Here is a 22,124-nt window from a genome sequence, read left to right as displayed (position 1 = left end):
CCCTTTCAGGTTATCCCCAAAATTTTTCCTCTTTTAACATTTGTCAAGCGAGCCTTTGAAAGTTTTGTGGCAGCGAGTGACACTTTTCTTACAGGCATTGCTTTTATATAACCTTTTGATTATTAGATGTAATTTCAAAAAGACGTGTTTAACACCAATTCAGGCGCAACCCGCGTCCTTTCTCGCTTGCCGCATGTTTTCTAACTCTAATACACAAGGTTATCCACAGGAATAGTGGATAACTGCCGCCAGGCCGGACACCTCGCCTTCCCGCCAAATCCCATTTTGTCCCAGGCAGGTGCCGCTAAAAATTTTTTATCATTTCTTTTTGATAATTATCAGCAAACGAAACGCAGGATCCGCATGAGATCGTTCTCACAGATCCGGCCATTACTGCACCACAACTCAACACTGCAAGCACTGGCAAAGTGCAGAATTTTTACCTGGCTTCTTCCCTCCTCGCGTTTTAAAAGCCACTTTTCTCAGCGGCATCCGAAAAAAAAGCCTTTTTTATGTTCTGGCAAGCCTTTTGCAAAATCATCTTGGTCATCAGATCCGAAACAAGGAGCGGACAATGTTGAGCTTACGCGCAGTAAATCAGTATTACGGTAATCAGCATACATTGTGGAATGTCGACCTCGATTTATCCCCCGGGGTCTGCACATCAGTTATTGGGTTGCCAGGCATGGGCAAAACGACACTGGTGAATTGCATCACCGGCTATTTGCCGATTGAAAGCGGTAGCATGATTTGGCAGGACGCGGGCGCTCCGCCGCGCGACCTGCTCTCTTTGCAAGCCGAACACCGCAGCGCCATCGGCATCAGCTATGTGCCGCAGGACAGGCGGATTTTTTCGCAACTCACCATTGAGGAAAATCTGCATGTCGCCATGCGCGCCGGAAGTGAGCCGGGCAGCGCAGTGCGCCGGGATATTTACGATTTGTTCCCGGAACTGTATGAGCTGCGCCAGGTACGTGGCGCGGAGCTATCAGAGGATAATCAACAACAGTTGGCGATGGCGCGAGCGCTGGTTACGCACCCACGGCTGTTGATCCTGGATGAGCCGACCCGCGGTCTGGGTCAGGCCTTTATTCACAAACTGGGGAATTTGATCGTGCGGCTCAACCAAGAGTTTGGCATGACCATTCTGCTGGCTGAACAGCACTTGTCATTTATTCGCCGGGTCGCCGACCGTTTCTGCCTGCTGCACCGTGGGCGCAATGTCGCGCAGGGCGATGTTAAACAACTTGATGATCCGTTGCTTTCAAAATGGATGACGTCGGAGTCAGGACGCTGAGATCAAGATAATGACCCGTTTTTTCTTTTTCCGGTGCGTGGGCAAACCAGGGAATTTCGCCAATCAGCGGAGCCTGCATCACGCGCCGAAGCGTTGCCAGATACTCCAGGTGCCGCTTGCCCGGCTGCACCACATCGTTGGCAATCCACCCCGCCAGCCGTAACCCCGCCTGGCGCACCGCTTGCGCGGTTAGCATGGCATGGTTAATACAACCGAGTTTCACCCCGACCACCAGAATCACCGGTAGCTGTTCCTGCGCCACCCAATCGGCGAAGGTGAACGTCTCGGAAAGCGGTGTAAACCAGCCTCCCGCACCTTCAACCAGCAGCCACTCCGCCTGCGTTTCCAGCGCGCGCAGCCCGGCAGACATCACCTGCGCATCAATCGGTTCACCCACATCGGCACTGACAATATGCGGTGATGTCGGTTCTGCAAAGGTATACGGATTAACGGTTTTATACGCCATCGGCAGGCTGCTGTGGTGCTGCAGCGCCAGCGCATCGCTGTTGCGCAGCCCCTCTGCGGTCATCTCACTCCCGGAAGCCACCGGTTTATACCCCGCGCTGCGTAAACCGCGCAGGTTCGCCGCTTGCAACAGCGCACAACTGGCGACTGTTTTCCCAACTTCCGTATCCGTACCGGTCACAAAATAACGTTCAATCACGGACAACAACTCCCCAAAAAAGATGGTATGTCAGCGGGTATTTGCCCTGCTGCTGCGGCCAGGCCAGCTGCAGGCGTTGCAGTTTGCCGCGAGTCAGCCCCTGCTGCCTGCCCGCATGTAAATGTGTTGCGCCAATACCTTTTAGCGAGCGCAGTGCGGCGGTGGCATCGTCAAAGCGCAAGGTTATCGTTTCAACGCCACTGCGCAGACGCCAGCCACGTAACGCCTGCTCGATTGTGGGCAAAGTTAAGAAACGGTTGGCGTGCGGATGGTCATCAATCGCGCGCCACGCTTCGTTCAGCTCCGGCAGCGAGGCCGCGACCAGTGTCGTAAAAGCAACACAACCGCCGGGCTGGGTGACGCGATACATCTCCCCGATAGCCTGGCGCAAATCATCACACCACTGCACCGCCAGGTTGCTCCAGACCAGCGAAAATTGCGCATCCGCCAGCGGCATGGCTTCAATGTCACCACGGACATAGCGCTGGGCACTGTGCTGGCGGCGCGCTTCATCAAGCATATTCACTGAGAGATCCAACGCCATTACCTCACTGCCCTGCCCGCGCCAGTAGCGGCTCATCGTGCCGGGTCCACAACCGGCGTCCAGCACCTGAGCAGGCGTGACAGCGCCCAACCTGGATAACAGCAGATCGGCGCTTCGGCGCTGCAATTCGTCGTGCTGAGCGTAACTCTGCGCCGCACGGCCAAAAGCAGCGGCGACCGCCTGTTTATTCACTGTCATGCAAGGCCTCCAGCAAGCGGTCGATATCGTCGAACTGGTGCTCTGCGGTCAGCGTCAGGCGCAAACGTGCCGTGCCCGGCGGTACGGTGGGCGGGCGAATAGCAGTCACCCAACAGCCGCGCTGGCGCAAGCGTTCTGCCAGCCACAGCGCGCGGCTATTCTCGCCGACAATCAGCGGTTGAATTGCGCTGGAGGAATCGGTCATCGTCACGGCCTGATGTGCCACGCCGTGGCGAAAATGGGCAATCAGCGCCGCCAGCTTTTCACGCCGCGCATTACCGTCGTCGCTACGAATAACCTGCAATGCCGCCCCCAGCGCCACGGCCTGCGCCGGGGGCATTGAGGTGCTGTAAATCAGATGGCGGGCAAATTGCAGCAGGTAATCCGCTACCGTGTCGCTGCACAACACCGCCGCACCGCTGACGCCAAAACCTTTACCAAAGGTCACCACCAGCACCTCCGGCTTGATGCCGTGTAAGTGACAACTGCCGCGCCCTTGCTCACCCGACACACCAATGCCGTGCGCATCATCCACCATCAACCAGGCCTGTGCTTCCCGCGAGGCATCAGCAATGACCGCCAGCGGTGCGCTGTCGCCATCCATACTGAAAATGCCCTCGGTAACCACCAGTTGCTGCCCTGCAAGCGGTTTTGCCAGCAGCGTGGTCAGTTGCCCGGCATCGTTATGCGAGAAACGTCGCAGTTGTGCCTGACTGTGGCTGGCGGCCTCCAGCAGCGATGCGTGGCTAAATTTGTCAGCGGCAATCCGGTCTTCTTTACCAGTCAGCGCAGCAATGACCGCCTGATTAGCGGCAAAACCAGAGATAAACAGCAACGCACGCGAGTAACCGAGCCAGTCAGCCAGTTCCTCCTCCAGCGCATGGTGCGCGGTGGTGTAACCACTCACATGCCCGGAACCGCCACTGCCCACGCCATAACGTTCCGCGCCCTGTTGCCAGGCGCGGATCACGGTGGGATGCTGGCTTAAACCGAGGTAATCATTACTGGAGAAGTTGCAAAAGCGCTGCTCGCCAAGCGTAAGCCAGCGCCCCGCGCCCTGCGTGACGGTTTGCCTTCTGCGCAGCGCATCCGCCGCGCGGCGCTCACTCAGAGCGGTGTCTATGCGCTGCTGCCAGCTCATACGGCTGCCGCGTTGTAATACTGGTCGGTATCGGCGTGCAACAGTTGTTGCTCTATCTGCTGTTGCTGTTCATTGTCGCCGTTTTGCACCGCGGTCTGCTGCGGGTTCAGGCCAAGCTTACGGAACAGTTGCAGATCTTTATCCTCTTCCGGGTTCGGCGTGGTAAGCAGTTTGCAGCCGTAGAATATGGAGTTCGCCCCGGCCATAAAGCACATCGCCTGAGTTTGCTCATTCATCTGCTCGCGTCCGGCAGAAAGACGCACATGCGAGGTCGGCATCATGATGCGCGCAACAGCAATGGTGCGGATAAAATCAAAGGCGTCGACATCCTCGTTATCCGCCAGCGGCGTCCCTTTCACTTTGACCAGCATATTGATCGGCACGCTTTCCGGCGGTGTCGGCAGGTTCGCCAGTTGCAATAACAAACCGGCGCGATCGTTGACCGTTTCGCCAAGACCGACAATCCCGCCGGAGCAGACTTTAATCCCCGCGTCGCGCACTTTATCGAGCGTGTCGAGGCGCTCCTGATAGGTGCGGGTGGTGATGATGTTGCCGTAAAATTCCGGTGAGGTATCGAGGTTGTGGTTGTAGTAATCAAGCCCCGCGGAAGCCAGCCGCTGCGCCTGGTTTTCGTTGAGTGTGCCCAGCGTCATGCAGGCTTCCAGCCCCATCGCTTTCACCCCTTCGACCATTTTTTCGAGGTAGGGCATATCGCGATCGTGCGGGTTTTTCCACGCCGCGCCCATGCAAAAACGCGTCGATCCCGCGCGTTTCGCCTGGCGGGCAGACTCCAGCACTTGTTCAACTTCCATTAACCGTTCGGACTCCAGCCCGGTTTTATAGCGCGCACTCTGCGGGCAGTATTTACAATCTTCCGGGCAGGCACCGGTTTTAATCGACAGCAACGTGCTGACCTGAACCTGGCGCGGATCGAAGTGTTGGCGATGTACCTGCTGCGCTTCAAACAGCAGTTCAAGGAAAGGTTTTTCAAATAGCGCAGTCACTTGCGACATTGTCCAGCGTGCGTGGTGAGCCATCGGGCGTCTCCAAAAGGTGTTGTAAAATCGTTATTCGGTGTAGACTCGTAAACCTAAAACTTTTTAATTTGGTTTACAAGTCGATTATGACCCTGGACGATCTCGCCTTTGACACGCGACATATCTGGCACCCTTACACCTCGATGACCTCCCCGCTGCCCGTTTACCCGGTACAGTCCGCACAGGGTTGCGAACTGATACTCAGCAGCGGCGAACACCTGGTGGACGGCATGTCTTCCTGGTGGGCTGCGATCCACGGCTACGGGCACCCGGACATTAACGCAGCGATGAAAGCGCAAATCGACGCGGTGTCTCATGTGATGTTTGGCGGCATCACCCACCAACCGGCAATTGACCTGTGCCGCAAGCTGGTCGCGATGACGCCGGAACCGCTGGAGTGCGTCTTTCTGGCAGACTCCGGGTCAGTTGCGGTCGAAGTGGCGATGAAAATGGCGCTGCAATACTGGCAGGCGAAAGGCGAGTCACGGCAACGTTTTCTCACCTTCCGTAACGGCTATCACGGCGACACGTTTGGCGCGATGTCGGTCTGCGATCCGGATAACTCCATGCACAGCCTGTGGAAAGGCTATTTGCCGGAAAACCTGTTTGCACCCGCGCCGCAAAACCGCTTTGACGGCGAGTGGGACGAGCACGACATGGTGGCTTTCGCGCGGCTGATGGCGGCCCATCGCCATGACATTGCCGCAGTGATTTTAGAGCCTGTCGTGCAGGGCGCGGGCGGCATGCGCATCTACCACCCGGAATGGCTGAAGCGCATCCGTAAGATGTGCGATCGGGAAGGCATCTTGCTGATTGCCGATGAAATCGCCACCGGTTTTGGCCGCACCGGCAAGCTGTTTGCCTGTGAACATGCCGGGATCGCCCCGGATATTCTGTGCCTTGGCAAAGCCTTGACCGGCGGCACGATGACGCTTTCGGCAACGCTCACCACACGTAACGTGGCAGAAACCATCAGCAATGGCGAAGCGGGCTGCTTTATGCACGGGCCAACATTTATGGGCAATCCGCTGGCCTGCGCGGCCGCCAACGCCAGTCTTGAGATTTTGCAAAGCGGCGCGTGGCAAACACAGGTGGCGGCGATTGAAGCACAGTTAAACGCGGAGCTGGCTCCCGCGCGCGACGCGGTCAATGTTGCCGACGTGCGCGTGCTGGGGGCCATCGGCGTGGTGGAAACCCGCTCGCCAGTCAATATGGCGGCGCTACAACGCTTCTTTGTTGAACAAGGCGTGTGGATTCGCCCATTTGGTCGCCTGATCTACCTGATGCCGCCGTATATCATCACCCCGGAGCAGCTCTCCCGTTTGACCCGCGCCGTCAATGCTGCCGTGCTGCGCGATGACCTTTTTGCCTGAGGTTTTGCCGGGGATCGGCTACACTTCCCGCACGCATAAAAAGCAGAAACAGGAGTGCATATGAAGCTGGTCAGCCATGATTTACGCGACGGCGAAAAACTGCCCCATCGCCATGTGTTCAACGGCATGGGCTACGATGGCGACAATATCTCCCCGCATCTGGCGTGGGATGAGGTTCCTGCCGGAACCAAAAGTTTTGTCGTAACCTGCTACGATCCGGACGCGCCGACCGGCTCCGGCTGGTGGCACTGGGTGGTGGCGAACCTTCCCGCCGATACGCGCGTTCTGCCGCAAGGCGCAGGTTCCGGCCTGGCGGCATTACCGGATGGCGCGGTGCAGACACGCACCGATTTCGGCAAAGCTGGTTATGGCGGCGCAGCACCGCCGAAAGGCGAAACGCACCGCTATATCTTTACCGTGTATGCCCTGGATGTGGAGCAAATTGAGGTCGATGAAAACGCCAGCGGCGCGATGGTCGGTTTTAATGTCCACTTCCATACGCTATCCAGCGCCGCGATCACCGCTCTTTTTAGCTAAAAAGATGGGATTTACAGCCGATTGTACAAATCGGCTTCCCGTTTCGCTCAACTTAGTATAAAAAAGCAGGCTTTGAAGTCCTCTTTCAACTTTTGCATAGTCTGGAGCTCCCCTTGAACACATCATCGGTTTCCCGTCTGGCGCTGGCGCTCGCTTTTGGCGTGACACTGACCGCCTGTAGCTCAACTCCGCCGGCGGAACGTCCGTCTGAACAGAAAGCGCCTGGCACCGCCGCGCGCCCAATCCTCAGCGCAGGTGAAGCGAAAAACTTTGTAGCGGACCGCTATTTTACCGCCATGACGCCAGATAGCGCGGCATGGAAACCGGTCTCCATTCGTCTGCCGGAAAAAGCGAACTTCGTGGTCGGCCCGGCCGGTACGCCGGGTGTGACGCACACCACCATTCAGGCAGCGGTAGACGCGGCGATCAATAAACACGCCAGCGATCGTCAGTACATCGCGGTGATGCCGGGTGAATATGAAGGTACCGTGTACGTGCCTGCTGCGTCGGGCAGTGTGACCCTTTACGGTACCGGCGAGAAAGCGCTGGATGTGAAAATCAAACAGGCCATCGACGCCGAAATGGACCCGAACAGCTGGCGTCGTCTGGTCAATCCGTCGGGCAAATACATGCCGGGCAAACCAGCGTGGTATATGTTCGATAACTGCCAGAGCAAACGTACTGCCACCGTTGGTGTGATGTGCTCGGCAGTATTCTGGTCACAGAACAATGGCCTGCAACTGCAAAACCTGACCATCGAAAATACGCTGGGCGACAGCGTTGACGCGGGCAATCACCAGGCAGTGGCGCTGCGCAGCGATGGCGATAAAGTGCAGATCAACAACGTTAATATTCTGGGCCGCCAGAACACCTTCTTTGTGACCAACAGCGGCGTGGATAACACCCTGCGCACCGATCGTCAGACCCGCACGCTGGTGACTAACAGCTACCTTGAAGGCGATGTTGATATCGTGGCTGGTCGCGGCGCGGTGGTGTTTGATAACACTGATTTCCGCGTAGTGAACTCGCGCACCCAGCAGGAAGGTTACGTGTTCGCACCGGCGACCCTGTCTAACCTTTATTACGGTTTCCTCGCCGTGAACAGCCGCTTTAACGCCGCCGGTAACGGTGTGGCACAGCTCGGCCGTTCATTGGACGTTGATGGCAACACCAACGGCCAGGTAGTGATCCGCGATAGCGTGATCAACGAAGGCTTTAACGTGGCGAAACCGTGGGCCGATGCCGCCGTTTCCGGTCGTGCTTACGCCGGTAACACCGGAGCCGTTGACGATAAAGGCAACGTGCAGCGCGAACTGAACAACCCGCAGTTCAACCGCATGTGGGAGTTCAACAACCGCGGCGTTGGCAGCCAGGTTGTGGCGATCCCGAAGAAATAAGCCGCTCTTGATAATAAAAAACCTCGCCGCGGCGAGGTTTTTTTATGCGCGAAATGCAGCATCAGAAGGCGTTAACCACTACCCACATTGGCCCCTGACCTACCGCATAGCGGGATTTTTCGGTCAGCAGACCTTGCTCGCCGCCAATCTCATACACCGCAATGTGGTGCGATTTCTGCCCGGCGGCAATCAGGTATTGACCGCGATTATCGATATTGAAGCCGCGCGGCTGCGTTTCTGTCGGCTGGAAGCCTTCGATAGACAGTACGCTGCCATCTTCAGAAACGCTGAACACGGTGATAAGGCTGGCGGTGCGATCGCAGGTGTACAGGTGACGACCATCCGGCGTGATATGAATATCCGCCGCCCAGCGCGTGTCGCTGAAATCCGCAGGCATCATATCCAGCGTCTGCACACACTCGATGTTGCCGTGCGCGTCGCTGAGCTGCCAGACATCCACTGAACCGTTGAGCTCATTGACGCAGTAGGCGAAACGCTGGTTCGGATGAAACGCCATATGACGCGGGCCAGCGCCCTCAACAGTTGTAACTTCAGCAGGATCCTGCGCCGTCAGGTTGCCGTCATCGGCCAGCGTAAACAGGCAGATGCGATCCTGTTTCAGTGCCGGTGTCCACAGGGTGCGGTTGTCCGGGGAGATATTCGCCGAGTGGCACCCTTCCAGCCCTTCCACCACATCAACAATCCCGACCGGCAGACCGTCGTCCAGACGGACGACACTCACACTGCCCGCGTTGTAGGATGCGCTGAACAGGAAGCGCCCGCTGCGATCGGTCGAAATATGCGTCGGGCTGCCCGGCAACGGAGATTCCGCAGCGAAAGTCAGGGCACCATCATCCGGCGCGATACGATACGCGAGAACGCGAAATTCAGGGCGAACCCCGACATAGAGGTAACGTTTATCCGGGCTAACGACCATCGGCTGTACCTGGCCGGGAACATCCACCACCTGGACAAGCGTCAGGCTACCTTCAGAGTTCAAGCGCCAGACGTGGATCTGCTGACTTTCCGGGCTGGCGGTATAAACGGTTTGTTTCATGAACGCTCCTTTCCTCTAATTCTTTTTTGCATTAAGTAACCAGGATAGCTGCTTTTGTTGGTTGATGCTGAATTTTACCCGGAGATTTTGCGCATCCGTTGACCCGGTGTACCATCCCCGGACATTTGAATTTCAACATCGACCACGGAATACGATATGACTTCGCGCGTGATTGCACTGGATTTAGACGGTACGCTACTGACCCCGAAAAAAACGCTTCTGCCCTCATCCCTTGAAGCGCTGGCTCGCGCAAAAGCCGCCGGACATCAACTCATTATCGTGACCGGTCGACATCATGTTGCCATCCATCCTTTTTATCAGGCACTGGCGCTGGATACACCTGCAATTTGCTGTAATGGCACTTATTTGTATGATTATCATGCAAAAAAAGTGTTAAGCGCCGATCCATTGCCGGTTTCACAAGCCCAGCAGTTAATCACACTGCTTGATGAGCACGCAGTTCACGGCCTGATGTACGTCGACAACGCCATGCTGTATGAAAAACCAACCGGTCATGTTGAACGCACCAACACCTGGGCGCAACAGTTGCCGCCAGAGCAGCGCCCGGTCTTCCAGCAAGTGACGTCTCTGCGCACAGCGGCGCAGGAAGTTGAGTCTATCTGGAAATTCGCGCTCACCGATGAAGACACGCAGAAACTGAAAAATTTTGCCCACCACGTGGAACAAACGCTGGGGCTGGAGTGCGAGTGGTCATGGCATGACCAGGTGGATATCGCCCGTGCGGGCAACAGCAAAGGCAGACGTCTGAGCGAATGGGTGGCGTCACAGGGGTTATCGATGAAGGACGTGGTGGCATTTGGGGATAACTATAACGATATCAGCATGCTGGAAGCCGCCGGTATTGGCGTGGCGATGGGTAATGCCGACGACGCGGTAAAAGCCCATGCCAACGTGGTAATTGGCGATAACACCGTCGACAGCATCGCGAAATTTATCTACCAAGAGCTGCTATAAACGCCCGTTCAGATTTGCCCGATGGTTCAGGTTTAGCCCCTTATGCAGGGGCTTAGGGATTGACTGCAGGAAGATGAATTTGCATGGCTGTGCGCATTTATATCCCGGACAATCACGAAGTTATCGATACGCTCTTGATTTGCGCATAAAGCCATTGACCAGGTTTCACGGCTAGCTCATCTCTGGCCCACGGACTGATACGCGCCCATAACGTGCGGCTGCCCACTTCCAGTTGTACTTCCACCTGACCATCGACATCAAAGCACTGTGCCACTTTCGCACGCAGAATATTACGGATACTGGTATTCATTGGCGGCTGCAGCACCAGTGAAACATCCGTTGCCTGAATACGGATCCGCAGCGCGCTTTGCAGCGGCAGATCGACTTTGTTGACCCAGATATGCTGGTCGCCCAGCGCCAGCGCCGTCATCGCATAGTGCGGATGGTGCTCCAGCACTACCACTTTCAACACGCTACTTTGCTGCTCTGCGGGCAACCACGGATTCATCACACGGCTACCCCAGACATCTTCCAGGCTACCGAAGGCCTTCACTTCTCCCGCCTCCAGCACCATTACTTTATCCGCCAGATGCAGGATTTCATCCAGGGAGTGGCTGACGTACAGCATCGGGATATTGATCTCCTGCGCCAGCCGTTGCAGGTACGGCAGCAGCTCGCGCTTACGCGGAATATCCAGCGACGCCAGCGGTTCATCCAGCAACATCAATTCTGGCGCGGTTAACAACGCACGGCCAATGGCCACACGTTGTTTTTCCCCGCCGGAAAGCCCACCAGGTAAGCGATCGAGCAACGGTTCGATACCGAGCAACGCCACCAGCTTGTCGAACTGGCCAGCCATTGATTTAGCCATGCCGTAACGCAGGTTGCCGCGCACTTTGTAATGGGGAAACAGCCGCGCATCCTGGAAAACATAGCCGACACGCCGCTTCTCCGGCGGCAGGCAAATTTTGCTTTCGGTATCAAACAGCACGCGATTATTCAGCGCAATCCGCCCCTGCTGCGGGTGTGTCAGACCGCCAATCGCATTAATTAACGAGGTTTTACCGGCCCCCGAAACGCCAAAAATCGCGGTGATGCCGCTGGCAGGCAGCGTTTCAGCAATGTGTAAGCGATGCGTACCCAGCGTCTGGGTGAAATTAAGCTCCAGCATAACTTACCTCCCTGTCCTTTCGCGGCTAATACGGGCCAGCCATTCGGAAACCAGCAGCGAAACCAGCGCCAGCACAATCGAGATAATACACAACCGCGCCGCCGCGCCTTCGCCACCGGGCGTCTGAATCAAGGTGTACATCGCAGAGGGAATGGTGCGGGTTTCGCCCGGAATGTTGGAAACGAAGGTGATCGTCGCGCCGAATTCGCCCAGTGAACGGGCAAAGGCCAGCACCGTGCCGACGATAATCCCCGGCAAGGTAAGCGGTAACGTGATGGTGAGAAAAACGCGCCAGCGCCCGGCACCTAACGTGCGCGCCGCCTGCTCCAGTTTGGTGTCAACGCCTTCCAGCGCCAGACGAATGGCGCGCACCATCAGCGGGAACGACATCACCGCTGCTGCCAATACTGCGCCGCGCCAGCTAAAGGCGAAGGTGATGCCAAACCAGTCATACAGCCACTGACCAATGAAACCGCGTCGCCCCATCGCCACCAGCAACAAATACCCCACCACCACCGGCGGCAGCACCAGCGGCAGGTGCAACAAACTGTCGAGCAGCGCTTTGCCCGGAAATGTGCAACGCACCAGCAGCCAGGCAAAGAAGATCCCAAATGGCAAACTGAAGACCACTGCCAGGGATGAGACTTTCAGGCTCAGCAATACCGCCTGCCATTCGGGATCCGTCAATATCATTAGTGCGTTGTAAATCCGTAACGTTTAAAGATTTCAGAAGCCTGCGGGCCTTTCAGGTAGTCATAAAACGCCGTTACCGTCGCGTTTTTATGGCCCTCGATAATAGCCAGCGGGTACTCAACTTTTTGGTGTGAATCTTCCGGGAAGGTCCCGACCACTTTCACCCCTTTACTGGCAACCGCGTCAGAGCCGTAGACAATGCCGAGCGGCGCTTCGCTGCGTTCCACTAACGCCAGCGCACCGCGCACATCCTCCGCCGGAGCCAGCTTCGGCGACAGGATTTCCCATGCGCCCAGTTTGGTCAATGCTTCTTTGGCATAAATCCCCGCCGGAACATGTTCCGGGTCGCCAACGGCCAGACGTCCGCCTTTCAGCAGACTGTTCCAGTCGGTTTTAGCATTAATGACGATATCGCCCTGCGCACTGCTTTTGGGAGCCACAACCACCAGGCTGTTACCGAGCAGTGTTGCGCGGGTTGCGGTATCGATAGATTTTTTCTCTACCGCGTAATCCATCCATTTCTGATCGGCAGAGATGAACAGATCCGCCGGGGCCCCCGCTTCAATCTGGCGCGCCAGTGTAGAAGAAGAAGCAAACGAGGAAACCACCTCGACATTTTTCTCTTTTTTATAGGCCGCCGCGATATCCTGCATCGCGTTGGTCAGTGACGCTGCTGCAAAAACGGTAATTTTACTTTCATCAGCCAGAGCATGCCCGGCAACGGAAAGCGTTAATGTTGCCCCTGCAAAAAGGCGTAACCATGTACGTGCCATTTGTAACTCCTGTGAGTATCGTTATATATAAAAAAACATAACGATATTACCAGAGATTCTCAGCAGTTAGGTAATACCCATCAAGAATTAGCAACCTATATAAATATATCGGCAGGAAGTGGCGAGATCTTGAATATCTGACAAATAAACGCCCGCGAAAGCGGGCGTTTGCAAGAGAGGATCAGCGTTGCTGACGGCTTTGGTCGCGGCGACCGACGCCGGAAAACACGTTAAACACTTCACCCAGGCCATAAATCAGCCCCAGGATAATCGCCATCACGACAGGCACCATGACGACGGCAAACACCAGGCTTTTCAACAACTCAAACATAGTCGTCTCCAGAAAATGTGAACGGGGCATTCTAGCCTGATTCAGGTGAAAAACACTCGCCTTTTGTGCGATTCGCCTCGCAGCTTTACGCGCATTCACCGGCATCAGGCTAGGCTTAGTGACGGTTTTCATTCACAATAGTTCTTTTGCCAGGACATTGCGTAATGCAGGCTGAAATTCTCCTCACACTCAAACTCCAGCAGCGCCTTTTTGCCGATCCGCGCCGGATCGCCCTGCTCAAGCAGATTGTTGAAACCGGCTCTATCAGCCAGGGCGCGAAGATCGCAGGCATCAGTTATAAAAGCGCCTGGGATGCCATTAATGAGATGAACCAACTCAGCGAACAAACGCTGGTTGACCGCGCAACAGGCGGTAAAGGCGGCGGCGGTGCGGTGGTGACGCGCTATGGGCAACGCCTGATTCAGCTTTACGATCTGCTGGCACAAATCCAGCAAAAAGCCTTTGACGTGCTAAGTGACGATGACGCCCTGCCGTTAAACAGCCTGCTGGCGGCGATTTCGCGTTTCTCGTTGCAGACCAGCGCGCGCAATCAGTGGTTTGGCACCATCACAGCGCGCGACCACAACCACGTGCAGCAACATGTCGACGTGCTGCTGGCGGACGGTGAAACACGCCTCAAAGTCGCTATTACCGCGCAAAGCGGCGAACGCCTGGGCCTTGATGAAGGTAAAGAGGTGCTGGTGCTGCTGAAAGCGCCATGGGTGAATATCACGCAGGATGCCAAAAATGCTGCGCAGGCGGATAACCAGCTTACCGGGCGCATCAGCCATATCGAGCGCGGCGAGCAGCAAAGCGAAGTGCTGATGACGCTGCCGGACGGCCAACTCCTATGCGCCACCGTGCCAACCCAGAAGATGGATAATTTGCAGGAACAGAGCGAAGTGACCGCATATTTTAATGCCGATCGCGTGATTATCGCCACGTTATGCTGATGGCATTGACAAGCTAGCGCATTGCACGTATCCCTGAGTTTCTACGCTGCAAAAAATGGGATACATAATGTTATCATTGCAAATTTCGCAAGGTACGTTTCGTCTTAGCGACACCCGCACGTTGCACATTGAACACTTGGCGCTACGCGCTGGCGAAAGTTGGGCTTTTGTCGGCGCGAATGGCAGCGGCAAGTCGGCACTGGCTCGCGCACTGGCGGGGGAGTTGACCTTACTGAAAGGTGAACGCCAGTGCCAGTTTACCCGCCTCACCCGCCTCTCTTTCGAACAGTTGCAAAAGCTGGTCATCGACGAGTGGCAACGCAATAACACCGATATGCTCAGCCCCGATGAAGAGGATACCGGGCGTACCACCGCCGAGATTATTCAGGATGAGGTGCAAGACGCGCAGCGCTGCGCGCAACTGGCGGCGCAGTTTGGCATCTCGCATCTGCTGGAGAGGCGCTTTAAATACCTCTCGACCGGCGAAACCCGTAAAACGCTGCTGTGCCAGGCCCTGATGGCCGAACCGGATTTACTGATCCTTGATGAACCTTTCGACGGGCTTGACGTTCACTCACGCCAGCAACTGGCGGAGCTGCTCGCACACCTCAATGCCGATGGCTATACATTAGTGCTGGTGCTAAACCGCTTTGATGAGATCCCGGATTTCGTGCAGCACGCCGGGGTTCTGGTGGATTGCGTGCTCACGGAAACCGGAGAAAAATCCGCGCTGCTGCAACAGGCGCTGATCGCCCAACTGGCCCACAGCGAAAAATTATCCGGTATCGCATTACCAGAACCCGACGCGCCCCCTGCGCGCGAAACATTGAGCGCAGATGCGCCGCTTATCGTGCTGAACGATGGCGTTGTCTCCTATAACGACCGGCCAATAATCGACCACCTTTCATGGACGGTAAACCCTGGCGAGCACTGGCAAATCGTCGGCCCGAACGGTGCGGGCAAATCCACCCTGCTGAACCTGATAACCGGCGATCATCCGCAAGGCTACAGCAACGATTTAACGCTGTTTGGTCGTCGTCGCGGCAGCGGTGAAACCATCTGGGATATCAAAAAGCATATTGGCTATGTCAGCAGCAGCCTGCATCTGGATTACCGCGTCAGCACCAACGTACGTAACGTCATCCTCTCTGGTTATTTCGACTCAATTGGCATTTACCAGGCGGTGTCGGACAAACAACACAAACTGGCACAGCGCTGGCTGGAGATTTTAGGTTTCGATGCACGCACCGCCGACGCGCCGTTTAGCAGCCTATCCTGGGGTCAGCAGCGGCTGGCGCTGATTGTGCGTGCGCTGGTCAAGCATCCGACGCTGCTCATTCTTGATGAACCGTTACAAGGTCTTGATCCTTTAAACCGCCAGCTTATTCGCCGCTTTGTCGATGTATTAATTAGTGAAGGCGAAACCCAACTTTTATTTGTTTCGCACCATGCTGGAGACGCGCCCGCTTGTATTACTCATCGCCTGGAATTTGTGCCAGAAGGCGACGGCTATCGCTATGAACTTGCACCACAATAATTAGGGGGATGATTCAATTTAGCCGGATATGATGTAATAGCCCCGTTTTAAATAAGCAACATAATAACGATCTCTGACTGGTCAGTTGGCAACATAAAATTGTCGGCGGCCAGTTTTTGTTATGGCAAGAAAAAAGCCCGTCGATGGACGCCGGGTAAAAAATTACGGGACTATGATGAATCAATTATTCCGCATGACTCGCGCCGTTTCTCTGGCTGCGGCGCTGTTACTGGGTTTGTGCAGTGTCGCTTTCGCCGATGAGAGTGCGCAAACACCCGCTTCCGGGCAGGAAACACAATTAAAACAAGCCGTTGAAAATATGCAGCGAGCCAGCATTCACGGCCCGCATAAAATTGATCTTGGTAATCAGGCGATCCTGAACCTACCGGAAGGCTTCGCCTATATTCCGCCACAACAGGCAGCGGTATTTATGCGCGCGCTGGGTAACCATGTTGATAACAACTCATTTTATGGTCTGGTATTTAGCAATGATATTTCTGGCTTTGTTTCTATTGAATATGCCGATGCCGGTTATATCAAAGATGACGATGCCAAAGACTGGGATGCCGACGAACTGCTGAGTAATTTGCAGGAAGGGACTAAAGCGGGCAATAAAGAGCGTAGCGAAAAAGGTATCCCGCCAATTGAAGTATTGGGTTGGGTAGAAAAACCCACCTACGAGGCGGCCTCGCACCGCTTGATTTGGTCTGCGGCTATCCGCGATATTGGCAGCAACGTGCCGGAAAAAGATCAGGGGGTTAACTACAACACTTACCTGCTGGGTCGCGAAGGTTATCTGTCATTAAACCTGGTGACCGATCGCGGCACCGTTGAGCAGGAAAAACCGCTCGCCAAAACGTTACTCGATGCCGTGAGCTTTAACGACGGCAAAAAATACAGCGACTTTAATGCCTCTACCGACAAGATTGCCGAATATGGCCTGGCAGCGCTGATTGGCGGCCTGGCGGCGAAAAAATTGGGCTTGCTGGCACTTATCGGTGTGACGTTGCTGAAATTCTGGAAACTGGGTCTGATAGCCGTAGCAGCATTCGGTATGGGTCTGAAAAAAATGCTGTTTCGCAAAAAAGCCGAGTAAACCATGAGCATGCTCTTAATGCTGCTTAAAGGAGCAAGCCTCGGGAAGTTTTTCCTTTCCGGGGCCACCATGCTGCTGTCGATTGCAACCTATGCGCTTGCCTTCGGCTGGCCTTATGCGACAGGGTTTGTGGTGCTGCTGTTTTGCCATGAGCTGGGGCACTATCTGGCGGCGCGTCAACGCGGGTTAGCAACGGGATTACCGATGTTTATCCCCTTCGTGGGTGCCTGGATCTCGCTGAAAGATGAGCTACCAGATGCGGAAACCGAAGCCTGGGTCGGCATTGCCGGCCCGCTGCTCGGCTCACTGGCCGCTCTGGGGTGCTACTATCTGGCAGAGTATTTCCACAGTTCACTGCTGATGGCGGTGGCCTATTCAGGTTTTGTCCTCAATCTGTTTAACTTGATCCCCGTGCCGCCGCTGGATGGCGGGCGCATTACGGTCGCCATCTCGCGCAAGATCTGGTATCTGGGCATTCCTGTACTGTTAGGTTTCTTTTACCTTCACCCGAGCCCGCTGTTACTGCTGGTGTGCTTTCTTGCGGCATCGCAAATCTGGGCGCGGCGCCATGATCAACCGAATACCGACACACTGACCCCTGGCAAACGTCTGGAATATACGCTTTTGTACTTTGGGCTGATTGCCTGGCTCTCCCTGATGACTTATAACCTCCACGAGGCGTTATCCGGCTTTCGCTGACGCCGCCTGCGTTGCTGCACCGCAGTGACACCATTTTAAGACTTTTTACTTGCGTCGGACGAACCCCGCTATTGCGGGGTTTTTCTGGCGTTTACCCCACAAACCGGCTAGCAGAAAATTGAGTGTAAACGATTCCACTAATTTATCCCATGTCACAGTTTTCACCTCTCTGTTATGCTAAGGTTTGTTCATATCAAATGCTTTATGGAGGGAATTATGCGAGTTCTGGTTACAGGTGGTAGCGGTTACATTGGAAGTCATACCTGCGTCCAACTGCTGCAAAACGGCCACGACGTTATCATCCTCGACAATCTCTGTAACAGTAAGCGCAGCGTGCTCAATGAGATCGAGCGCTTTGGCGGAAAAGCTGCACTGTTTGTCGAAGGCGACATTCGCGATGAAGCGCTGCTCGCAGAGATCCTGCACGATCACGCCATTGAAGCGGTGATTCACTTCGCCGGGCTGAAAGCCGTCGGCGAATCCGTGGCGAAACCGCTGGAGTATTACGACAACAATGTGAACGGCACACTGCGCCTGATTAACGCCATGCGCGGAGCGAATGTTAAAAACTTCATTTTCAGCTCCTCCGCCACTGTTTACGGCGATCAGCCAAAAATTCCTTATGTGGAAAGCTTCCCGACTGGCACGCCGCAAAGCCCGTACGGCAAAAGCAAACTGATGGTGGAACAGATCCTCACCGACCTGCAAAAAGCGCAGCCGGAGTGGAGCATTGCGCTGCTGCGTTACTTCAACCCGGTTGGCGCACATCCGTCAGGCGATATGGGTGAAGATCCGCAGGGCATCCCGAACAACCTGATGCCGTATATCGCCCAGGTTGCAGTGGGTCGCCGCGATTCACTGGCTATTTTCGGTAGCGATTACCCAACGCCAGATGGCACCGGCGTGCGTGATTACATCCACGTGATGGATCTGGCAGACGGCCATGTAGCCGCCATGCAACAACTGGCCGGTAAACCGGGCGTGCATATTTACAATCTCGGCGCGGGCGTCGGCAGCAGCGTGCTGGATGTGGTAAACGCCTTCAGTAAAGCTTGCGGCAAACCGGTGGCCTGGCACTACGCACCGCGCCGCGAAGGCGATCTCCCGGCCTACTGGGCCGATTCCAGCAAAGCCGATAAAGAGCTGAACTGGCGCGTAACCCGTACACTTGACGAAATGGCAGAAGATACCTGGCGCTGGCAGTCACGCCACCCGCAGGGCTATCCCGATTAAAGGAATGGTAATGACGCAATTTAATCCGGTCGATCACCCGCATCGCCGTTACAACCCGCTGACCGGCCAGTGGATCCTGGTTTCTCCGCACCGCGCAAAACGCCCCTGGCAAGGGGCGCAAGAAACGCCTGCGAAACAAACCCTGCCGGCACACGATCCGGACTGTTTCCTCTGCCCAGGCAATACCCGCGTAACCGGAGATAAAAACCCGGATTACACCAGCACATATGTGTTCACCAACGATTTTGCCGCGTTGATGACCGACACGCCGGATGCGCCGGTTAGCGACGATCCGCTGATGCGCAGCCAGAGTGCGCGCGGCACCAGCCGGGTGATCTGTTTCTCCCCGGATCACAGCAAAACGCTGCCGGAACTAAGCGTCAATGCGCTGGAATCAGTTGTAAAAACCTGGCAACAGCAAACCGCCGAGCTGGGTCAGCAGTACCCGTGGGTACAGGTATTTGAAAACAAAGGTGCGGCCATGGGGTGTTCCAACCCGCACCCACATGGACAAGTTTGGGCCAACAGTTTCCTGCCTAATGAAGTCGATCGTGAAGACCGTCTGCAACGCGACTATTTCGCGCAGTATCAGTCCCCGATGTTGCTGGACTATGCAAAGCGCGAGCTGAACGATGGCAGCCGTACCGTGGTGGAAACCGACCACTGGCTGGCGGTGGTTCCCTACTGGGCGGCATGGCCGTTTGAAACCTTACTGCTGCCGAAAGCGCATGTGCAACGCATCACTGATTTAAGCGATGAACAGCGCCACGATTTAGCACTGGCATTGAAAAAACTAACCAGCCGTTATGACAACCTGTTCCAGTGCTCGTTTCCCTACTCAATGGGCTGGCACGGCGCACCGTTTAACGGTGAAGAGAATGACCACTGGCAACTGCACGCGCATTTCTACCCGCCGCTGCTGCGTTCCGCCACGGTGCGTAAATTTATGGTCGGCTATGAAATGCTTGCCGAAACCCAGCGTGACCTGACGGCAGAGCAAGCCGCCGAACGCCTACGCGCAGTCAGTGATATCCATTTTCGCGAATCCGGAGAATAACAATGAGTCTGAAAGAGAACACACAATCCCTGTTTGCTGAAAAATTCGGCTACCCTGCCACCCATACCATTCAGGCTCCGGGTCGTGTGAACCTGATTGGCGAACACACCGACTATAACGACGGCTTTGTCCTGCCTTGCGCCATTGATTACCAGACGGTCATTAGCTGCGCACCGCGTACTGACCGCATCGTTCGGGTCATCGCTGCCGATTATGACAACCAGAGCGATGAGTTCTCGCTGGATGCGCCGATTGTGACTCACGACAGCCAGCAGTGGTCAAACTACGTGCGCGGCGTGGTGAAACACCTGCAAAAAAGCGATGCCAGTTTTGGCGGCGCGGATCTGGTCATCAGCGGCAACGTACCGCAGGGCGCGGGTTTAAGTTCATCGGCCTCGTTGGAAGTGGCAGTCGGTACCGTGTTCCAGCAGCTTTATCATCTGCCGTTGGACGGCGCGCAAATTGCGCTTAATGGTCAGGAAGCGGAAAACCAGTTTGTCGGCTGTAACTGCGGCATCATGGATCAGCTTATCTCGGCGCTGGGCAAAAAAGGCAGCGCCCTGCTGATCGATTGCCGCTCGCTGGGCACCAAAGCGGTGTCGATGCCAGAAGGCGTAGCGATTGTCATCATCAACAGTAACTTTAGACGCACACTGGTTGGCAGTGAGTACAACACGCGCCGCGAGCAGTGTGAAACCGGTGCGCGCTTCTTCCAGCAAAAAGCGCTGCGCGACGTTAGCATCGACCAGTTCAATGCAGTGGCACATGAGCTGGATCCGCTGGTCGCTAAACGCGTGCGCCACGTGCTGACCGAAAACACCCGTACTGTAGAAGCCGCGACAGCGCTGGAGAAAGGCGATCTGCAACGCATGGGCGTGCTGATGGCCGAGTCTCATGCTTCTATGCGTGATGATTTTGAAATTACCGTCCCGCAGATCGATACGCTGGTTGAGATTGTCAAAGCGACCATCGGTGACCAGGGCGGCGTACGTATGACGGGCGGCGGCTTCGGCGGCTGTGTTGTCGCACTGGTACCGGAAGCACTGGTACCGGCGGTGAAACAGGCAGTAGAAAGCCAGTACGAAGCTAAAACCGGTATCAAAGAAACCTTCTATGTTTGCAAACCTTCACAGGGAGCAGGACAGTGCTAAACGAAGCTTCTGCAGCAGCCCCGGACGGGCTGCCCTTTCGCCTGATCACCCTGCGCAATAGCGCCGGGATGGTGGTGACATTGATGGACTGGGGCGCGACGCTGTTATCCGCGCGCGTACCGTTAAAAGATGGTTCCGTGCGTGAAGCGCTGCTGGGCTGCGCCACACCTGAACACTATTTACAACAATCGGCGTATCTGGGCGCGTCGGTAGGTCGTTACGCCAACCGTATCGCCAAAAGTCGCTTCACGCTGGATGGTCACACCTATACGTTGACGCCAAGCCAGGGTGAAAATCAGCTGCATGGCGGCCCGGAAGGGTTCGATAAACGGCGTTGGTTGATAGAGCGGCAGAATGATGACGAAGTGGTCTTTGTTCTAAATTCGCCGGATGGCGATCAGGGATTCCCGGGTAACGTTCATGCACGGGCGCATTTCCGCCTCGGTGACGATAACCGGCTCGCCATTGAATACCGTGCAACCACCGATAAACCGTGCCCGGTCAATCTGACTAACCACGCTTATTTCAACCTTGATGGCGATCAGTCAGATGTTCGCAACCACACGTTGCAACTGCTGGCGGATGCCTACTTGCCTGTTGATGAGATGGGCATTCCGACTGACGGGTTAAAAAACGTTGAGCGGACCAGCTTTGATTTCCGCACACCGAAAACCGTGGCGCAGGATTTTCTGGCCGAGGACGATCAACGCGTTGTGAAAGGTTACGACCACGCGTTTTTATTGCAGGCAAAAGGCGATGTCAGCCAGCCCGCCGCGCATCTGTGGTCAGCGGATAAACAGCTGCAAATGACGGTATATACCAGCGCGCCTGCGCTCCAGTTCTATTCCGGTAATTATCTGGAAGGAACGCCAGCGCGCGGTGGCAAAACCTATAATGCGTGGCAAGGCCTGGCACTGGAGAGCGAATTTTTGCCTGACAGCCCGAACCGCCCGGATTTCCCGCAGCCGGACTGCTTCTTACTTCCCGGCGATGTTTATGTCAGCCTGACGGAATACCACTTTATTGCGCAGTAATCCCCCCGCCCTCCGTTTGGAGGGCTTTTTCTACCCGCTTTGCTGAAATAAGCGCCACTTGTCGACAAAACCATAACCCCCGATTCACAAGCACCTTACACTCGGCGGCTATTTTCGCTATGGTTATGGGTAACCGTTGCCGGGAGCACGCTCACGGCAATATAATGAGAATTGTT

Annotated in this window: 23 protein-coding genes; 14 read left to right on the top strand and 9 right to left on the bottom strand. The window is 55.6% G+C overall.

The features are described from left to right. The first annotated feature begins 234 nt into the window (after nucleotides 1–234). The gene (locus E0L21_RS24910; protein WP_165501863.1) at nucleotides 235–612 is read left to right on the top strand and encodes a hypothetical protein; all 378 of its coding nucleotides are present in this window, start codon (nucleotides 235–237) and stop codon (nucleotides 610–612) included. Then, nucleotides 575–1,297 (top strand): ABC transporter ATP-binding protein, encoded by a 723-nt coding sequence (locus tag E0L21_RS01855; protein ID WP_131406337.1) that lies wholly within the window; start codon nucleotides 575–577, stop codon nucleotides 1,295–1,297. Before E0L21_RS24910 ends, E0L21_RS01855 begins: the two co-directional genes overlap by 38 nt. Here E0L21_RS01855 and bioD read toward each other — a convergent pair. The 4 genes from bioD to bioB are packed head-to-tail and all read right to left on the bottom strand — an operon-like array spanning nucleotide 1,239 to nucleotide 4,881. Next, a complete protein-coding gene (bioD, locus tag E0L21_RS01850) occupies nucleotides 1,239–1,961 on the bottom strand; it encodes a dethiobiotin synthase (RefSeq protein WP_131406336.1) in 723 nt (240 codons plus the stop codon). The genes E0L21_RS01855 and bioD overlap by 59 nt on opposite strands. Further along, nucleotides 1,954–2,703, bottom strand: coding sequence for a malonyl-ACP O-methyltransferase BioC (bioC, locus tag E0L21_RS01845; protein WP_131406335.1), 750 nt, complete (start codon nucleotides 2,701–2,703; stop codon nucleotides 1,954–1,956). Before bioC ends, bioD begins: the two co-directional genes overlap by 8 nt. After that, on the bottom strand, nucleotides 2,690–3,844 hold the full coding sequence (gene bioF / locus E0L21_RS01840) for an 8-amino-7-oxononanoate synthase (protein WP_131406334.1): 1,155 nt from the start codon (nucleotides 3,842–3,844) through the stop codon (nucleotides 2,690–2,692). Before bioF ends, bioC begins: the two co-directional genes overlap by 14 nt. Continuing rightward, the gene (bioB, locus tag E0L21_RS01835; RefSeq protein WP_131406333.1) at nucleotides 3,841–4,881 is read right to left on the bottom strand and encodes a biotin synthase BioB; all 1,041 of its coding nucleotides are present in this window, start codon (nucleotides 4,879–4,881) and stop codon (nucleotides 3,841–3,843) included. Before bioB ends, bioF begins: the two co-directional genes overlap by 4 nt. Nucleotides 4,882–4,967: 86 nt before the next feature. Between bioB and bioA the strand changes: the two genes are divergently transcribed. The 3 genes from bioA (at nucleotide 4,968) to E0L21_RS01820 (ending at nucleotide 8,188) form a co-directional block, all read left to right on the top strand. Beyond that, complete coding sequence (gene bioA, locus E0L21_RS01830; protein ID WP_170312042.1) at nucleotides 4,968–6,254, top strand: adenosylmethionine--8-amino-7-oxononanoate transaminase; 1,287 nt, start codon at nucleotides 4,968–4,970, stop codon at nucleotides 6,252–6,254. 60 nt (nucleotides 6,255–6,314) lie between these two features. Beyond that, nucleotides 6,315–6,791: a kinase inhibitor gene (locus E0L21_RS01825; RefSeq protein WP_131406331.1), complete on the top strand. Its 477-nt coding sequence runs from the start codon at nucleotides 6,315–6,317 to the stop codon at nucleotides 6,789–6,791. A gap of 113 nt (nucleotides 6,792–6,904) precedes the next feature. Beyond that, a complete protein-coding gene (locus E0L21_RS01820; RefSeq protein ID WP_131406330.1) occupies nucleotides 6,905–8,188 on the top strand; it encodes a putative acyl-CoA thioester hydrolase in 1,284 nt (427 codons plus the stop codon). Between the two features lie 61 nt (nucleotides 8,189–8,249). Here the strand turns inward: E0L21_RS01820 and pgl are convergent, their stop codons facing one another. After that, nucleotides 8,250–9,245, bottom strand: coding sequence for a 6-phosphogluconolactonase (gene pgl, locus E0L21_RS01815; protein ID WP_131406329.1), 996 nt, complete (start codon nucleotides 9,243–9,245; stop codon nucleotides 8,250–8,252). A gap of 156 nt (nucleotides 9,246–9,401) precedes the next feature. Between pgl and E0L21_RS01810 the strand changes: the two genes are divergently transcribed. Further along, nucleotides 9,402–10,220, top strand: coding sequence for a pyridoxal phosphatase (locus E0L21_RS01810; protein WP_131406328.1), 819 nt, complete (start codon nucleotides 9,402–9,404; stop codon nucleotides 10,218–10,220). Nucleotides 10,221–10,332: 112 nt separating this feature from the next. On the opposite strand, the gene modC is transcribed toward E0L21_RS01810, so the two are convergent. From modC to E0L21_RS01790, 4 genes are all read right to left on the bottom strand, one after another. After that, a complete protein-coding gene (gene modC, locus E0L21_RS01805; protein WP_131406327.1) occupies nucleotides 10,333–11,391 on the bottom strand; it encodes a molybdenum ABC transporter ATP-binding protein ModC in 1,059 nt (352 codons plus the stop codon). Between the two features lie 3 nt (nucleotides 11,392–11,394). Continuing rightward, a complete protein-coding gene (modB, locus tag E0L21_RS01800; RefSeq protein WP_131406326.1) occupies nucleotides 11,395–12,084 on the bottom strand; it encodes a molybdate ABC transporter permease subunit in 690 nt (229 codons plus the stop codon). Continuing rightward, complete coding sequence (gene modA / locus E0L21_RS01795) at nucleotides 12,084–12,857, bottom strand: molybdate ABC transporter substrate-binding protein (RefSeq protein ID WP_131406325.1); 774 nt, start codon at nucleotides 12,855–12,857, stop codon at nucleotides 12,084–12,086. The genes modB and modA overlap by 1 nt, the downstream gene beginning before the upstream one ends. Nucleotides 12,858–13,038: 181 nt before the next feature. Further along, nucleotides 13,039–13,188 (bottom strand): AcrZ family multidrug efflux pump-associated protein, encoded by a 150-nt coding sequence (locus E0L21_RS01790; protein ID WP_017455971.1) that lies wholly within the window; start codon nucleotides 13,186–13,188, stop codon nucleotides 13,039–13,041. Nucleotides 13,189–13,352: 164 nt separating this feature from the next. Between E0L21_RS01790 and modE the strand changes: the two genes are divergently transcribed. The 8 genes from modE to galM all read left to right on the top strand — a co-directional run bounded on the left by modE (nucleotide 13,353) and on the right by galM (nucleotide 21,948). Then, on the top strand, nucleotides 13,353–14,141 hold the full coding sequence (modE, locus tag E0L21_RS01785) for a molybdenum-dependent transcriptional regulator (protein ID WP_131406324.1): 789 nt from the start codon (nucleotides 13,353–13,355) through the stop codon (nucleotides 14,139–14,141). A 67-nt stretch (nucleotides 14,142–14,208) separates the two neighbouring features. After that, a complete protein-coding gene (modF, locus tag E0L21_RS01780) occupies nucleotides 14,209–15,678 on the top strand; it encodes a molybdate ABC transporter ATP-binding protein ModF (RefSeq protein WP_131406323.1) in 1,470 nt (489 codons plus the stop codon). Between the two features lie 175 nt (nucleotides 15,679–15,853). Beyond that, nucleotides 15,854–16,774, top strand: coding sequence for a DUF2167 domain-containing protein (locus E0L21_RS01775; protein WP_131406411.1), 921 nt, complete (start codon nucleotides 15,854–15,856; stop codon nucleotides 16,772–16,774). A 3-nt stretch (nucleotides 16,775–16,777) separates the two neighbouring features. Then, the gene (locus tag E0L21_RS01770) at nucleotides 16,778–17,473 is read left to right on the top strand and encodes a site-2 protease family protein (protein ID WP_235855187.1); all 696 of its coding nucleotides are present in this window, start codon (nucleotides 16,778–16,780) and stop codon (nucleotides 17,471–17,473) included. Nucleotides 17,474–17,689: 216 nt separating this feature from the next. Then, nucleotides 17,690–18,706: a UDP-glucose 4-epimerase GalE gene (gene galE, locus E0L21_RS01765; RefSeq protein WP_131406322.1), complete on the top strand. Its 1,017-nt coding sequence runs from the start codon at nucleotides 17,690–17,692 to the stop codon at nucleotides 18,704–18,706. A gap of 10 nt (nucleotides 18,707–18,716) precedes the next feature. Beyond that, nucleotides 18,717–19,763 (top strand): galactose-1-phosphate uridylyltransferase, encoded by a 1,047-nt coding sequence (gene galT / locus E0L21_RS01760; RefSeq protein ID WP_131406321.1) that lies wholly within the window; start codon nucleotides 18,717–18,719, stop codon nucleotides 19,761–19,763. A gap of 2 nt (nucleotides 19,764–19,765) precedes the next feature. Then, nucleotides 19,766–20,914 carry a galactokinase gene (gene galK / locus E0L21_RS01755; protein ID WP_131406320.1) on the top strand — a complete coding sequence of 383 codons (1,149 nt, stop codon included), beginning with the start codon at nucleotides 19,766–19,768 and terminating at the stop codon, nucleotides 20,912–20,914. Beyond that, nucleotides 20,908–21,948 carry a galactose-1-epimerase gene (gene galM / locus E0L21_RS01750; RefSeq protein WP_131406319.1) on the top strand — a complete coding sequence of 347 codons (1,041 nt, stop codon included), beginning with the start codon at nucleotides 20,908–20,910 and terminating at the stop codon, nucleotides 21,946–21,948. Before galK ends, galM begins: the two co-directional genes overlap by 7 nt. Nucleotides 21,949–22,124: the final 176 nt, after the last annotated feature.

This window comes from Kosakonia quasisacchari, from assembly GCF_004331415.1.
GTDB lineage: Bacteria > Pseudomonadota > Gammaproteobacteria > Enterobacterales > Enterobacteriaceae > Kosakonia > Kosakonia quasisacchari.
Note: the sequence above shows the minus strand (reverse complement) of the source record. Positions and strands in the feature narration are given on the sequence as shown.